This window comes from Sorangium sp. So ce385 (assembly GCF_051474135.1).
Taxonomy (GTDB): domain Bacteria; phylum Myxococcota_A; class Polyangia; order Polyangiales; family Polyangiaceae; genus Sorangium; species Sorangium cellulosum_D.
Window position 1 is genome coordinate 1,033,754 of sequence record NZ_CP150337.1, and the last position, 15,119, is coordinate 1,048,872.

The window sequence follows — 15,119 nt, forward strand, 5'->3', positions numbered from 1 at the left end:
GGCGGATGGCGGATGGCGGACGGCGGACGGCGGACGGCGGCGGCGGCGGCGCGCTCGAGGCCGACGCCGATGCGCGCGATCCCTAGGAGTTTTCTTGAGAGCCGCGCGCGACCGTGCGAGTCTCGCCCCCCTGGGACTTGCGTCCGCCATCCGGGACGCGCCCTTCGGATCCGGGTCGAACCATGCCAAAGGAACGCGTGTTCTCCCTCGATGCCGTTCGGACCGACGGCTGGTTCGAGCGCATAGGCGACGGCATCGGCAGCTTCCAGGCGCTCTGCGAGATCGTGGGCGAGGCGTTCTTTGCCTTCTCGATGATTACGGGCGCCCGCATCACGGCGCTCACCGTCGACCGCCGCAACCCGGACAACACGCTGGTCGACTTCGTCATCGCGCCGCCGGGCGAGGAGGAGATCGACGGCGACGTCCAGCGGCTCACGCTCGCCGACTTCCGCCACCGCCTCGTCGGCGCCCTCCTCACGGAGGACACGACGCCGCAAGCCCCCGAGCGGGACACCGACCTCGAGGGCATCCAGCTCCACATCGGCGTCCGCTACCTGCTCCTCGCCCCCCTCTACGGCTACAGCCTCCGCAAGCTCTCCGTCGAGGGGAAGACCTCGCGCCTCCTCCTCCTGCGCGACGGCATCGAGGAGACGCACGAGCTGAACGAGTTCCGCGCCCGCATCCGCTCGCACGTGCGCGACGAGCTCGAGCGCGCCTCGGCCGGCGCGCGCTCCGCCATCGACCTCACCAAGGTCGCGGAGGCCGAGGTCGCGTCCCAGCGCGGCGACTACCCGAAGGTGATCCAGCTGCTCGGCACCTGGCCGGCGCCGCTCGCGATCTTCCTGCGCACGCCCGAGGGGCAGATGCTCACCCCGGACGCCCGCAGCCTGATCGCCAAGGGGCTCGGCCTGCTCGGCACCGCGTGCGTCAAGCTCGGCGAGGAGCACCAGGGCGAGGAGGTCATGCGCCTCGCGGTCCAGTACGCGCACGACGGGGCCGCGGCCGGCGACATCTTCCGCCGGCTGGGCGAGGCCATGCTCGACGACGGCCGGGCGGGCGAGGCCATCGGCCCTCTCCGCCGCGCCGCGAACCTCGGCGCCCCGCCGAAGCAGATCTGGCCGCTCCTCGCGCGGGCGTTCGTGCAGCGCAAGAAGTTCGTCGCCGCCCTCGCCTGCGTCCGCGAGGCGCGGAGCGTCGGCGTGCCGGACGCCGAGATGGTGGAGGAGATCCGGGAGATCGAGGCGACCCTGGGAACGGCCCTGACCGCGTGGAGAGGGCTGGTCCTCGTGGCGAGCCGCTCCTAGGATTGCGGCCCGCCGGTTGGGGGCAGGTTGACCGACCGCCTCCATTGACACCCCCGCGGCGGCCGACTAGATCCGGCGCGGATTAAGCCGGGATCGCTCGGATTTTTGCTGTTTCAGGCAGCAATCGCCGCGTCGCTCTCACCTTTTTGGACTGCATGGTTCGGGGCCGCGGGCCCTGAGGTCTCGCCCGAGACGCCGCGCGCTGCGGCGAGGCGGTCGACCCTCCCGGGGTCGACCCGTAGGAGTGCTCTCTCGATGGCCACCTACATCCCCTTGTTCCTGCTGTTTCTCGTCGCCGCGGTCATCGCGCTCGCGATGTTCACGCTGACGTCGCTCCTCGGCCCGAAGAACCCGACGCCCGAGAAGATGATCCCGTACGAGTGCGGCAGCGACTCGACGGGCGGGCGATTCGTCAAGCCGAGCGTGAAGTTCTACCTGACGGCGATCCTCTTTGTCGTGTTCGACATCGAGGCGGTGCTCATCTACCCGTGGACGGTCCAGTTCCGCTCCCTGGGGTGGACGGGCCTCGCAACGATGAGCTCGTTCATCGCGCTGCTCGTCGTCGCGCTCGTGTACGTGTGGAAGAAGGGAGCTCTGGAATGGGAGAAATGAAGGGTGGAGGGCCCTCGACGCGAGTGATGGAGGGCTCCGAGCACGGGTTCGCGACGACGCGCGTGGACGCGCTGCTCAACTGGGCGAAGAAGTACTCCCTGTTCCAGTACCCGTTCGTGACGGCCTGCTGCGGCATGGAGTACATGGCGATGGCGAGCCCGCGCTACGACATGGCGCGGTTCGGCGCCGAGGTGCCGCGCTTCTCGCCGCGCCAGGCCGACCTGCTCTGGGTGGTGGGGACCATCAGCCAGCGCCAGGCGCCCGCGCTCCGGCGCATCTACGAGCAGATGGCCGACCCGAAGTGGGTGCTCGCCTTCGGCACGTGCGCCTCGTGCGGCGGCTTCTACGACAACTACACGACCGTCGCCGGCATCGACAAAATCATCCCCTGCGACGTCTACGTGCCCGGGTGCCCGCCGCGCCCCGAGGCGGTGCTCGACGGCCTCATGCTCCTCCAGGACAAGATCGCGCGCGGCGACCGCACGCCGGCGATCGTGAAGCCGCGCGAGGACCCGGCCCAGACCGCGGAGCGCCTCGTCACCCTCCAGCGCAAGGAGAGGAGCCAGCAGTGAGCAAGAAGGTCCTCGAGATCCTGACGGCCCAGTTCCCGGGCGCCGTCCTGGAGACGCACTCGCAGTTCGGCGACGACACCGCGGTGATCGACCCGGCGGTGTGGCGCGACGTCGCGCTCTTCCTCCGCAACGACCCGCGGACGCTGATGAACATGTTCGTCGACCTCACGGCGGTCGACTACCTCTGGCGCGGCGACGTGCCCCGCTTCGAGGTGGTCTGCCACCTGCGCTCCTTCGAGAGGAACCACCGCATCCGGATCAAGGCGCGCGTGGGCGACGAGGAGGGCAACGGCGCCGAGATCGACTCGATCGTGCCGGTGTGGAAGGGCGCGAACTGGTTCGAGCGCGAGTGCTACGACCTGCTCGGCATCGTCTTCCGCGGGCACCCCGACCTCCGGCGCATCCTGATGTACCCGGAGTTCGAGGGGCACCCGCTGCGCAAGGACTACCCGGCCAACCGCATCCAGCCGCTCATCCCGTTCCGGGAGGTGCCGAACATCGGCAAGCTGCCGCCGTTCGGCCCCGACGAGGGCATGAGCTTCGGCCGCCAGACGCACGACTTCGCGATGCTGAACGCGGGCGCGGGCGCGTCGCTCGAGTCGACCGGCGGGGACGAGGCCTCGGACAAGGGCAAACCGCAGGGCATCGGCGTGGGTGCGCTGCAGGAGCGGAGCTGAACGATGGAACCCCTGGATCGCGACCTGGACGAGGCCCACCTCGATCTCCCGAGCGAGCCGATGCTCCTCAACATGGGGCCGTCCCACCCGGCGATGCACGGCACGGTGCGGATCGTGCTCGAGCTCTCGGGCGAGACGATCAACAAGGCCGACGTGCAGATCGGCTACCTGCACCGCGGCTTCGAGAAGATGTGCGAGCGCGGCACGTGGACGCAGGTCTTCCCGTACGTCGACCGGCTCAACTACGTCTCGCCGATGCTCAACAACGTCGGCTTCGCGCTGGCGGTCGAGAAGATGCTCGGCGTCACGGTGCCCGAGCGCTGCCAGTACTACCGCGTGATCCTCGGCGAGATGGCGCGCATCTGCGATCACATGATCTGCAGCGGCGCCATGAGCATGGAGCTCGGCGCCTTCACGCCGTTCCTCTACCTGTGCCGCGCGCGCGAGATCTTCTGGGAGATCTTCGAGGAGGAGACGGGGGCGCGCCTGACGCACAGCTTCGGCCGCGTCGGCGGCATGGCGCGGCCGCCCACGCCCGACTTCAAGTCGATGGTGCGGGTGGGCCTCGCGCGCGTGCTCGCGCTCGTCAACGACGCCGAGAAGCTCATCCTGAAGAACCGCATCTTCCTCGATCGCCTCGACGGCGTCGGGCAGATCTCGCAGGAGGACGCGCTCGCGCTCGGCTGGACGGGCGTCGTGCTCCGGGCGACCGGCCTGGCGTACGACGTGCGCCGCGCGAACCCGTACATGGTCTACGACCGCTTCGAGTTCGACGTGCCGGTCGGCACGCGGGGCGACAACTACGACCGGTTCATGTGCCGCCAGGAGGAGATCCGCCAGTCGGCGCGGATCATCGAGCAGGCGCTCGACCAGATGCCCGACGAGGGGCCGGTCAACATCGACGATCCGCGCATCGTGCTGCCGCCGAAGGAGGAGGTCTACACGACCATCGAGGCGACCATCCAGCACTTCAAGATCGTCATGGAGGGCATCAAGGTGCCCGCCGGCGAGTGCTACTCGTACACCGAGGCCGGCAACGGCGAGCTCGGCTTCTACCTGGTGTCCGACGGCAGCGGCACGCCCTACCGCGTCCGCATCCGGCCGCCGTGCTTCGCCACGACGCAGGGGCTCTCGCAGCTCATCACCGGGCTGATGATCCCCGACGTCGTGCCGACCTTCGGCTCGCTCAACATGATCGGCGGGGAGTGCGACCACTAGCGACGGCGCTCCCGTCATCGACCTAAGGAAGCTGGGGCCCGCGCGGCCCCGCCGGGAACCGAGAGCACGATGCCTACGATCAAGATCGACGGAAGGGAGATCCCCTTCGAGAGCGGTGACACGATCATCCGGGCGGCGCACCGCGCCGGGATCGACATCCCCCATTACTGCTGGCACCCGGGCCTCAGCGTCGCCGCCAACTGCCGGATGTGCCTCGTCGAGGTGCTGCCGCCGCCCGGGCGCCCGGCGATGAGCCTCGACATCCTCCGCTGGGACCCGGCCAAGCAGGACTACGTGCCGGCGGCGAAGCCGAAGCTCCAGCCGGCCTGCCAGATGGCCTGCGCGAACGGCATGGAGGTGCTGTCCGAGAGCAGCGATCACGTGTCCGAGGCGCGCTCGGCGGTGCAGGAGCTCCTGCTCCTGAACCACCCGGTCGACTGCCCGATCTGCGACCAGGCCGGCGAGTGCCGCCTCCAGGACTACTGGCTCGAGCACCAGCGCAAGGGCAAGCGGATGCACCAGGAGCCGGTGCACAAGCCGAAGGCGGTGACGTTTGGGCCGACCATCGTCTACGACGCCGAGCGCTGCATCGTCTGCACGCGGTGCATCCGCGTCTGCAACGAGCTCGCCCGCGATCCGGTGCTCTCGGTCCGCGAGCGCGGCAACCTCGGGGAGATCACGGTCTCGCCGGGGCGCGAGCTCGACCACAACTACACGCTGATGACCGAGCACGTCTGCCCGGTCGGCGCCCTCACGTCGCGCGACTTCCGGTTCAAGGCGCGGGTCTGGTTCCTCCGCAGCGCCCGGACCATCTGCCAGGGCTGCGCGACGGGCTGCAACGCCTACCTCGACTACGATCCGCGCAACAACACGCCGTACCGGCACCGCCCGCGCGAGAACATGGCCGTCAACACGTACTGGATGTGCGACGACGGCATGCTGTCGTACCGGCACGCGGTCGAGGGGCGGCTGCTCACGGCGCTCGTCGGCAACGACGACGCGAGCGTCGAGGACGCCCTGGCCGCGGCCAAGGAGCAGCTCAGCGGCCACGCCGACGACCCGTCGCGGGTCGCGATCGTCCTGTCGGCCCAGCACTCGAACGAGGACAACTTCGCGCTCTACCACCTCGCCACGACGTACCTCGGCGCGACCGACTTCTTCGTGTCGGGCAGGCCGCTCGGCCAGGGCGACGACATCCTCATCAGCGAGGACAAGAACCCGAACACCCGCGGCGCCGTGCAGATCGCGGCGGCGACCCCGCCGCGCCCGGTCGCGGAGCTGCTCCAGGGGATCGCGTCGGGGCAGTACGCGTACGTCGTCGCCCTCGGGTCGGACCTCGAGGTCGACGCGGGCGAGGCGCAGCGGGCGCTCTCGCGGCTCAAGGGGGTGGTGACGATCGCCGCCCACGAGGGGCCGCTGGCGAAGGCGGCGCGCGTCGCGCTGCCGGCGTGCTCCTGGGCCGAGGCCGAGGGGACGTACGTGAACCGGAAGGGCCTCGCGCAGCGGAGCGAGCGGGCGCTGCTCCCGCACGGCGACGCGCGCCCGGCCTGGGAGCTCATCGGCCGGCTCGGGCGCGCGCTCGGGTACGAGACCGGGTGGAAGACCCTCGCAGAGCTGCGCCGCGCCATGCCGCCCGGCGCGGTCGCGGGGGCGGGCGCGCCCGCCGCGGTGCTCGGCGCGGCGCCCCCCGCGCACACCGCGGCGGCGACCGCCGTCGCCGACGGAGCGCGGGTTGAGCCGAAGAAGACGGAGGCCACGGCATGACTCTCGTCGAGGTCGTTCTCGCGATCGTGAAGATTCTCATCGTCGTCCTGTTCCTGCTGAACATGGCGGCGATCGCCACCTGGGCCGACCGGCGCCAGGGCGCGATGGTGCAGGACCGCGTCGGCCCGAACCGCGCGGTCGTCTACCTGCCGTCGATGCTCGTGCGCGGCATCGTGTTCTTCCCGCCGGCGCTGCTCGGGGCGCTCGCCGTGTTCACGGCGACGCGCGAGATGACCGGGCCGTCCGCCGTCGAGACGCTGGTGGTCGGCGCGCAGCTCGCGGTGCTCGTGACCTGGTTCGGCCTGCTCGTGTTCTGCGCGTCGGCCCGCCGGGGCGGCCCGATCAACGGGGCCGAGGAGGCGCTCGCCCGCGTCGACCCGCGCAACATCTTCTACGCCGGCGTCCTGGGCCACGTGCTGGCCTTCTTCGTCACGCAGGCGGTCCCGGTCGCGGCGGCGCCCACGGCCGCGCGGGTCGTGTGCGGGCTGCTCGGCGCGCTGCTCGTCGTGACGGGCGCGTACACGGCGCTGCGCGTCCCCGAGGGCAAGATCCCGCTGCGCCTGCTCGGCACGCTCCACGCGGCCGCCGACGCGATCAAGATGATCTGGAAGGAGGACTTCATCCCGAAGAACGCCGACCGGCTCCTCCACTCGCTCGCGCCGCTGCTCGCGATGTTCCCGGCGCTGGTGACGTTCGCGGTCATCCCCTTCGGCGACAAGCTCTGCTTCGCGGACAACGGCGACGGGATCTTCGGCTTCGCGGACCTCCCGCTCCTCCAGCGGACGGTCGACCCGTCGTTCACGTGCAGCGGCCACGTCGTGAACCTCCAGGTCGCCGACCTCAACGTCGGCATCCTCTACATCTTCGCGATGGCGGGCACGGGCATCATCGGCGCCGCGCTCGCCGGCTGGGCGAGCGACAACAAGTTCTCGCTGCTCGGCGGCCTGCGCGCCGCGAGCCAGATGGTCAGCTACGAGGTCGCCATGGGCCTCAGCGTCGTCGGGCTCTTCATGATCTACGGCAGCGTCCGGCTCGGCGACATGGTGCAGTGGCAGGCCCAGCACGCGTGGGGGATCTTCGTCCAGCCGTTCGCGTTCATCCTGTTCCTCGCGGCCCTCGCGGCCGAGACGAAGCGCATCCCGTTCGACCAGCCCGAGGGCGAGAGCGAGATCGTCGCCGGCTACTTCGTCGAGTACTCCGGGATGAAGTTCGGCATGTTCATGACGGGCGAGTACGTGGAGCTCATCACGTCGAGCGCGCTCCTCGTCACGCTCTTCTTCGGCGGCTACCACCTGCCGTTCCTGGACCGCGACGGCATCAACATCGTCCTCGGCGACGCGACGCTGTTCCAGTACAAGATGACCCACTGGGCCGTGAGCCTGACGTACGTCCTCGCCTTCTTCGGCAAGACGATCCTCATGTCGTGGGTCCAGGTCTTCTTCCGCTGGACGCTGCCGCGCTTCCGTTACGACCAGGTGATGCGGCTCGGGTGGACGAAGCTCCTGCCGCTCACGCTCGTCAACATGATGGTGACGGGCATCGTGATCCTGGCCGTCGACTCGGCGCCGGCGGGGCTCCGCGGCGGCCTCCAGGTCGCCGCCGACATCACCCACGCGGTCGTCGCCGTGGGCGGCTTCGCGGCGGTCGTGGCGATGATCGCCGGCCTCCTCGAGCCGGTCGAGCGCCAGCGCATCATCGTCTCCACCTCGGCCCGGTTCGCCGCCGCGGCGGGGGGCACCAAGGCGGCGCCGCAGCAGGCGTAGAGGAGGATCCCATGGCGAAGGCTACCCCGAGCAACCCCTGGACGAAGCCGGCCGGCAGGCCCGTCGCCGGCAAGCCGATCCCGCGTCCCTCCCGGAGCGCCGACGTGCAGGCCTACATCCCCGAGATGGTGAAGGGGCTGGGGCTCACGATGAAGCACTTCTTCAAGAACACGAAGGAGATGGTGCTCGGCCAGAAGCCGGACCCGGTGCTCAACGCGCTGGAGCCGGGGGTCACGACGATCAGCTACCCCGAGGAGAAGCGCCCCTACCCGGAGCGCTTCCGGGGCATCCACCGGCTCACGCTGCGCGAGGACGGCTCGCCCCGCTGCGTCGCGTGCCTCTGCTGCTCGACCGCGTGCCCGGCGCAGTGCATCGCGATCGATCCGGCCGAGTACCCCGAGGGCGATCGGCGGCACGGCTACGAGCGGTACCCGAGCAGCTTCGTCATCGACGAGCTCCGCTGCGTCTTCTGCGGCTACTGCGTCGAGGCGTGCCCCGTCGACGCGATCCGCATGGACACGGGCCTCCACGCGGTGCCCTACGACTCGCGCGAGCAGTTCATCTACCGGCGCGATCTCCTCATGAGCCTCACCGATCGCTCGGGCTCGCGGCTGACGGCGAACAAGCGCCACGAGCCGGGCGACCCGACGCACCCCGGCCTCACGCGCGAAGCCGCGGATCACTGAGCCGCGCCCACCCGGCGGGCTCCTGCCCGCCGGGCGATGAACCGGCGGGCTCCTGCCCGCCGGGCGGTGAGCGACGGCGGGCTCCTGCCCGCCGGGCGATGAACCACGACAGGTAGAGCCGGAGGCACCTCGCCCGCGCGAGGTTCTGCTAGAACGGCGAGCCATGGCGACGACGTACGGCTCCTTCGAGGCGGTCATCGGGCTCGAGGTCCACGCGCAGCTCCTCACCCGCACCAAGGCGTTCTGCGGCTGCGCGACCAGCTTCGGCGACCCGCCGAACACGCACACCTGCCCGGTCTGCCTCGGCCTCCCGGGCTCGCTCCCGGTGCTGAACCGCGAGGCGGTCCGGATGGCGGTGAGCGCCGCGCTCGCGCTCGGCTGCGAGATCCAGGAGAGCAGCATCTTCGCGCGGAAGAACTACTTCTACCCGGACCTCCCGAAGGGCTTTCAGCTCAGCCAGTACGATCGGCCGCTCGCGCTGCGCGGCGCCCTCGAGATCGAGACCGAGGCCGGCAAGCGGCGGGCGGGGATCACGCGCGTCCACATGGAGGAGGACGCGGGCAAGAACCTCCACGGCATCGGGGGCCTGTCGGTCGTCGATCTCAACCGCGCCGGCACGCCGCTCATCGAGATCGTCGGCGAGCCCGACCTCCGCTCGGGCGCCGAGGCCGCCGAGTACCTGAAGCGGCTGCGCGAGATCCTGATGTTCATCGGCGTCAACGACGGCAACCTCGAGCAGGGCAGCTTCCGCTGCGACGCCAACGTCTCGGTCCGCCCGGTCGGGGAGGCGAAGCTCGGCACGCGGACCGAGCTCAAGAACATCAACTCGTTCCGCTTCGTCGCCGAGGCGATCGATCTCGAGATCCGGCGGCAGATCGCGCTCATCGAGCAGGGCGGCCGGGTGCGGCAGCAGACCCGCGGGTACAACGCCGAGAAGAAGGAGACGTACCTCCTCCGCGACAAGGAGAACGAGTCCGGCTACCGCTACTTCCCCGAGCCGGACCTGCCGCCGCTCGTCGTGGACGAGGCGTTCCTCGCCGAGGTGCGCTCCGCGCTCCCGGAGCCGCCGGCCGACAAGCGCCGCCGCTTCGCCGAGTCGCTCGGGCTGACGCCGTACGCGGCGCAGGTCCTGACCGGCCACCCGCAGATCGCGGCGTTCTTCGAGGAGGCGGCGCGCCTCCACGGCGACGCGGTCAAGGTCGCGAACTTCGTCCAGGGCGAGGTGCTGCGCGACACCCGCACGGCGGGCCTGTCGGCGACGTTCCCGGTCTCCCCGGCGCAGGTGGCCGGGCTGCTCCGCCTCGTGGACGAGGGCGCGATCAGCGGCAAGCAGGCCAAGGAGGTCTACATGGAGATGGCCGGCACGGACCGTGCGCCCGGCGACATCGTCCGCGACAAGGGGATGGCCGTGATGAGCGACGCCGGCGCGATCGAGGCGATCGCCGCCTCGATCATCGCCGCGAACGAGAAGCAGGCGGCGGCGTACCGCGCCGGCAAGACCGCGCTGCTCGGCTTCTTCGTCGGGCAGATCATGAAGAAGACGGGGGGCAGCGCGAACCCGGCCGTCGTGAACGACGTCCTCAAGCGGCTGCTCGAAGGCGCCCCCGCCGCCGGCGCGTAAGGAAGGGAGCTGCCGCCGCGGGCGTCGCGCGGGCCTTCGTCCCGCCGGGCGCTCGCCACGAACTTGGCGAGCGGCGGTCTCGCCGCGGTCATCTGCATCCCGTATGCGGTCGCCTGCGACGCGCGGGCGCGCCGAGGCTTCCTCTCCGTGCGGTTCCACGCCAAGGATCGCCCCGCCGCCTGAACCGCCCGGCGACCAGGACACCCGAAGCATGGTCAGCGCTCTCCCCCTCGACGCCCTCCGCTTTCCGCTCCGCACCGCCGGCTTCGTCGGCCTCACCTTCGGCATGTACGGCCTGCTGGAGATCGACACCGCGCTCTCCAGCGACGCCGATCGCGAGGTGGTCCTCCATACATGGATGCGCCGTTACGGGCGCGCGCTCCTGAAGTTGTACGGCCTCGACGTGCGCGCCGGCGGTCTGGTCCAGGCGGAGCCCACGCGCGGCCCCGCCGGCGGCGCGGCCGACCCGGCCGTGGCGAGCGGGGCGTACTACCCCGGGCGCGATCCGCGGGGGATGGGGCGGCTGTTCGTGATGAACCACCGCTCCGCGCTCGACATCATGGTCACGCTCGCCTTCTTCGAGGCGACCGTCGTGAGCCGCGCCGACCTCGCCGGCTGGCCGGTCATCGGCATGGCGGCGCGCCGCGTCGGAACGCTCTTCGTCGACCGGTCGAGCAAGCGCAGCGGCTCCGCGGTCGTGCATGCGATGTGCACCGCGCTCAAGCGCGGCCGTGGTGTGATGGTTTACCCCGAGGGGACCACGTTCTCGGGGGATGAGGTGCGGCCGTTCCGCGCGGGCGGCTTCACCGCGGCCTGCCGCGTCGGCGCCGAGATCGTCCCCGTCGGGCTCGCGTACGGCGGCGCGGAATCGTCCTACGCCGACGAGTCGTTCGCGGCGCACATGGCCCGGGTAAGCCGTGCGCGACGTATCCCCGCGGCGATCGAGGTCGGCGCGCCCATCGCCACGGCAGGCCAGGACGTCGGCGCGGTCCGCGACGAGTCGCATCGGGCCGTCCAGGCGCTCGTCCACCGCGCCCGCGCGCGGCTCAGCGCCGACGTATAGGCGCCCGGCCCCGCTCCTGCGCCGCTGGCTTCTGCGATCGGCCCTCGCTACGATGCGGGCCGCCGGCGACCATCATGGAGCGTGAAGGCAACCCCACCGAGACCGCCATGGCGTGGCAGGTCCTCAAGCAGCCCCGCGGCGGGGCGATCCATAATGAGCTGATGTTCCTGGCGGACGCGAGCGAGCAGCTCACCGGATCGCTAGATCCGCACACGATCCTGGAGCGTCTCGCGCGTCTGTCGGTCCCCTTCCTCGCGGACTGGTGCACGGTCGACCTGATCGAGCGCGGCGCCGCGGACGCGATGGGCCTGGTCAGCTCCGTGCCGCCGCCGTCGCCGCTGTCCGAGGCCGACGGGCCGCCGTTCGCGCCGGGGGTGAGCGCGCTCGACGTCACGCCCGCGCCGGGCATCTACGCGCAGCGCCGCCAGCGCGCCGCGGCCGAGGCGGCGGGCGAGGGGCGCGCGGGGCAGGCGGGCGCGCCGAAGAACCGGTTCTGCCGGGTCGCGGCCAAGCACGTGAACCCCGAGCGCGAGGGGCTCCTCCGCGCGATCTCGCCCGACGCCGAGGAGCGCCTCGGCATCGCCAAGGTGCTGCACAGCGGCGAGTCCGAGCTGCTGCACGAGCTCGACGGCGACCAGGGCGAGGAGGCCGCCGAGCGCGCCGCCGCGCTGGAGCAGCTCGGCACGCGCTCGGCCATGGCGGTGCCGCTCATCGCGCGCGGCCGCAAGCTCGGCGTGCTCTCGTTCGGCGTCTCCGAGTCGAACCGCATCTACTCCGCGGACGACCTCGTGCTCGCGGCCGAGCTCGCGCACCGCGTGGCGCTGGCGCTCGACAACGCCTACCTCTACCGGAAGGCGGAGGAGGCGCGCCAGTCCGCGGAGCGGAGCGCGGACCGCGCCGCCTGGCTCTTCGCGGTCACGGCCGCGCTCTCCGACGCGATCACGCCGCCCGCGGTGCTCCGCGTGCTCGCGAGCGACGTCGTCGCCGCCGCCGGCGCGGTGACGGGCATGGTGGCGCTGCGCGCCGGGCTCGGCGGCGAGCTCGAGACGGTGCGCTCGACGGGGTACCTGGAGGCGCAGATCGCGCGCTTCAAGACGTTCGAGCTGAGCGCGGAGCTGCCGCTCGCGCGGGCGGTCCGCGAGCGGCAGCCGATCTTCCTCGAGTCGGACGAGCGCTTCGTCGAGTTCGAGCCGGGCTTCGTGTCCTGCTGCGCCGCCACGGGCGAGCGCGCGTACGCCGCGATCCCGCTGTTCCTCGAGGGGCGCGTGCTCGGCGCCGTGGGCTTCGGCTTCTCGGCGCCGCAGTCGTTCTCCGAGGACGACCGGGCGTTCATGCTCGCGCTGGTCCAGCAGAGCGCGCAGGCGCTCGAGCGGGCGCGCCTCTCCGCGCTGCAGACGGAGGAGGCGATGCACCTCTCGCACGAGGTGCTCAAGCAGATGCCCGAGGCGATCCTCGTCACCGACGTCGAGGGCAACATCCGGTACTGGATGGGCGAGGCCGAGTCGATCTTCGGCTACCTCTCCGAGGAGATCGTCGGCAAGAGCATGGCGCTCCTGCACCGCGACGACGTCCGCGACGAGACCACGCGGAGGATCCTCCAGCAGATCGAGGACGCGCGCACCTTCGTCGGCGAGGTCCCGTGCGTGCGGCGCGACGGCTCCGAGGTGCCGATCGAGGTGACGGCGTACGCGGTGCACGACCAGGAGGGCCGCCCGCTGTTCCTGGTCGGCATCCACCGCGACATCACCGATCGGAAGCGGTCCGAGGAGGAGCGCGCGCGGCTCATCCGGGTGCAGGCGGCGCGCGCCGAGGCCGAGGAGGCGGCGCGGCGCTTCGCCTTCCTGGCGGAGCTCAGCACGGCGCTCGCCGCGTCGCTCGACTTCACGGCCACGCTCCAGTCGCTCGCGCGGCTCGTCCTCCCGGTGCTCGCCGATTTCTGCCTGGTGGACATCGACGACGGCCTCGGCCTGCGCCACGTCGCGGTCGCGCACGTGAGCCCGCTGAAGGAGCCGCTCCTCCGGTACTTCCACCCGAGCCGCGTCGATGGCGAGCCGGGCCCGGTGGCGCGCGTGCTGCGCACGGGCCGGTCGGAGCTCTACGCCGACGTGCGCGGGGACGTGCTGCTGCACGACGCGATGACGAGCGAGGAGGCCGCGGCCAACCGGGCGCTCGCGCCGCTCTCGTACCTCGTGGTGGCGCTCCGGGCGCGCGGGCGGATCCTCGGCGCGATCTCGCTCGTGTCGTCGGAGTCCGGCCGGTTCTTCGAGCGGTCCGACGTCGCCTTCGCCGAGGAGGTCGCGCACCGCGCCGCGCTCGCGCTCGACAACGCGCGGCTGTACCGCGAGGTGCAGGACGCGAACCGGCTGAAGGACGAGTTCCTCGGGACGGTGTCGCACGAGCTGCGCACGCCGCTCAACGCGATCCTCGGCTGGGCGCGGATGATGCAGGCGGGCTCGCTCGATCGGGTGGCGGAGACGCGGGCCCTGTCGGCGATCGAGCGCAACGCCGAGCACCAGGTGACGCTCATCGACGAGCTGCTCGACGCGTCGCAGGTCGTGACGGGCACGCTGAAGATCGAGCGGCTCGCGGTGGAGCTGACGCTGCCGGTGCAGACGGCGGTCGAGGCGATCCTCCCCTCGGCCGCCGGCAAGGGCGTGGCCATCGAGACCAGGCTCGATCCCGAGGGCGTGTTCGTGGAGGGCGATCCGGCGCGGCTCCAGCAGGTCGTGTGGCACCTCCTGTCGAACGCGGTGAAGTTCGCGCGGCCCGGGGGGCTGGTCCAGGTGCAGCTCTCGCAGGACGACCGCCACGCCGAGATCAAGGTGGTCGACGACGGGGAGGGCATCTCGGCGGACTCGCTGCCGCACGTGTTCGAGCGGTTCCGGCAGGAGGACAACAGCGGCGCGCGCCGCCACGGCGGCCTCGGCCTGGGGCTGTCGATCGTGCGGCACGTCGTGGGGCTGCACGGCGGCACGGTGCGCATCACGAGCGCCGGCCCCGGGCGCGGGACGACGTGCTCGGTGCAGCTGCCGCTGTCGACGGGCGCCACGGCGACGGCGCTGACGAGCGCCGGCATCGCGCCCGACCCGCGCAACCCCTTCCCGCGGCTCTCGGGCGTGCGCGTGCTCATCGCGGACGACGATCCCGACACGCTCGCGATGCTGACGTCGGTGCTGCGGCGCTGCGGGGCCGAGGTCAGCACGGCGACGTCGAGCGCCGAGGCGCTCAAGCTGCTGGAGACGTCGGAGCCGGCGCTGCTCGTTGTCGACATCGGGATGCCGGGCGAGGACGGGTACTCGCTGATCCGGAAGGTGCGGGACCTCCTGCCGCGCAAGGTGGGGCGGACGCCGGCGCTGGCGCTGACGCCGTACGCGCGGACCGAGGACCGGGTGCGGGCGCTCGCGGCCGGCTACCAGATGCACGTGCCCAAGCCGATCGAGCCGATCGAGCTGGCGGCGGCGGTGAAGAGCCTGGCGACCGGGCTCCTGCCGTGGTCACGAGACGAGTGACCGGGGGTCCAGGCGCGACGGCGCCGGGGTGGGGGTGTGCGCGGCAGCGCGCGGGGGGCGCTGGCCATCCGCCAAGACGGGGGCGGGGGAGCTCGCGCTGAGAACACCGCCCGGCATGTCTCACTTCGGGCCATGCCAGCTGAGACGTTATGGTGCGCGCCACACAAGGCGCGCCTGGGACGCGGAGACCGCTGAGACCTTATGGCACCTCGTTCGGTGCTCCAGCGCGCCCCCCGCGCGCTGCCGCGCACACCCCCACCCCGGCGCTCACGCCTTGACGCCCGGTGGAGAGGAAAAAGGGGGACTTAGGGCCGCGGAGGCCACGGAGAG

11 protein-coding genes are annotated in these 15,119 nt (G+C 71.6%); all 11 read left to right on the forward strand.

The genetic code is table 11. From position 1 onward, the window contains the following. The first annotated feature begins 197 nt into the window (after positions 1-197). The gene (locus WME83_RS03905; protein ID WP_437317906.1) at positions 198-1,304 is read left to right on the forward strand and encodes a hypothetical protein; all 1,107 of its coding nucleotides are present in this window, start codon (positions 198-200) and stop codon (positions 1,302-1,304) included. Between the two features lie 255 nt (positions 1,305-1,559). After that, positions 1,560-1,916 (forward strand): NADH-quinone oxidoreductase subunit A, encoded by a 357-nt coding sequence (locus WME83_RS03910; protein WP_437317907.1) that lies wholly within the window; start codon positions 1,560-1,562, stop codon positions 1,914-1,916. After that, positions 1,904-2,488: an NADH-quinone oxidoreductase subunit B gene (locus WME83_RS03915; RefSeq protein WP_129573004.1), complete on the forward strand. Its 585-nt coding sequence runs from the start codon at positions 1,904-1,906 to the stop codon at positions 2,486-2,488. The genes WME83_RS03910 and WME83_RS03915 overlap by 13 nt, the downstream gene beginning before the upstream one ends. Next, positions 2,485-3,165, forward strand: coding sequence for an NADH-quinone oxidoreductase subunit C (locus tag WME83_RS03920; RefSeq protein ID WP_437317908.1), 681 nt, complete (start codon positions 2,485-2,487; stop codon positions 3,163-3,165). Before WME83_RS03915 ends, WME83_RS03920 begins: the two co-directional genes overlap by 4 nt. Before the next feature lie 3 nt (positions 3,166-3,168). Then, the gene (locus WME83_RS03925; RefSeq protein ID WP_437317909.1) at positions 3,169-4,383 is read left to right on the forward strand and encodes an NADH-quinone oxidoreductase subunit D; all 1,215 of its coding nucleotides are present in this window, start codon (positions 3,169-3,171) and stop codon (positions 4,381-4,383) included. A 69-nt stretch (positions 4,384-4,452) separates the two neighbouring features. Then, a complete protein-coding gene (locus tag WME83_RS03930; protein WP_437317910.1) occupies positions 4,453-6,147 on the forward strand; it encodes a 2Fe-2S iron-sulfur cluster-binding protein in 1,695 nt (564 codons plus the stop codon). Beyond that, a complete protein-coding gene (locus WME83_RS03935; RefSeq protein ID WP_437317911.1) occupies positions 6,144-7,910 on the forward strand; it encodes a complex I subunit 1/NuoH family protein in 1,767 nt (588 codons plus the stop codon). Before WME83_RS03930 ends, WME83_RS03935 begins: the two co-directional genes overlap by 4 nt. Positions 7,911-7,921: 11 nt before the next feature. Further along, entirely contained in the window at positions 7,922-8,596 is a 675-nt protein-coding gene (locus tag WME83_RS03940; RefSeq protein WP_061623964.1) for a NuoI/complex I 23 kDa subunit family protein, read from the forward strand. A gap of 163 nt (positions 8,597-8,759) precedes the next feature. Beyond that, positions 8,760-10,217, forward strand: coding sequence for an Asp-tRNA(Asn)/Glu-tRNA(Gln) amidotransferase subunit GatB (gene gatB / locus WME83_RS03945; RefSeq protein ID WP_437317912.1), 1,458 nt, complete (start codon positions 8,760-8,762; stop codon positions 10,215-10,217). Positions 10,218-10,428: 211 nt separating this feature from the next. After that, positions 10,429-11,280, forward strand: a complete 852-nt coding sequence (locus tag WME83_RS03950; RefSeq protein ID WP_437317913.1) for a lysophospholipid acyltransferase family protein — start codon at positions 10,429-10,431, stop codon at positions 11,278-11,280. Between the two features lie 74 nt (positions 11,281-11,354). After that, on the forward strand, positions 11,355-14,789 hold the full coding sequence (locus WME83_RS03955) for a GAF domain-containing protein (protein WP_437317914.1): 3,435 nt from the start codon (positions 11,355-11,357) through the stop codon (positions 14,787-14,789). Positions 14,790-15,119: the final 330 nt, after the last annotated feature.

Excerpts from the sequence above, each read along its gene's own strand:
- WME83_RS03910 (WP_437317907.1), top strand. The coding sequence starts at position 1,560 with ATGGCCACCTACATCCCCTTGTTCCTGCTGTTTCTCGTCGCCGCGGTC.
- WME83_RS03935 (WP_437317911.1), top strand. The coding sequence starts at position 6,144 with ATGACTCTCGTCGAGGTCGTTCTCGCGATCGTGAAGATTCTCATCGTC.
- WME83_RS03915 (WP_129573004.1), top strand. The coding sequence starts at position 1,904 with ATGGGAGAAATGAAGGGTGGAGGGCCCTCGACGCGAGTGATGGAGGGC.
- WME83_RS03940 (WP_061623964.1), top strand. The coding sequence starts at position 7,922 with ATGGCGAAGGCTACCCCGAGCAACCCCTGGACGAAGCCGGCCGGCAGG.
- WME83_RS03925 (WP_437317909.1), top strand. The coding sequence starts at position 3,169 with ATGGAACCCCTGGATCGCGACCTGGACGAGGCCCACCTCGATCTCCCG.
- WME83_RS03950 (WP_437317913.1), top strand. The coding sequence starts at position 10,429 with ATGGTCAGCGCTCTCCCCCTCGACGCCCTCCGCTTTCCGCTCCGCACC.
- WME83_RS03955 (WP_437317914.1), top strand. The coding sequence starts at position 11,355 with ATGGAGCGTGAAGGCAACCCCACCGAGACCGCCATGGCGTGGCAGGTC.
- gatB (WP_437317912.1), top strand. The coding sequence starts at position 8,760 with ATGGCGACGACGTACGGCTCCTTCGAGGCGGTCATCGGGCTCGAGGTC.
- WME83_RS03930 (WP_437317910.1), top strand. The coding sequence starts at position 4,453 with ATGCCTACGATCAAGATCGACGGAAGGGAGATCCCCTTCGAGAGCGGT.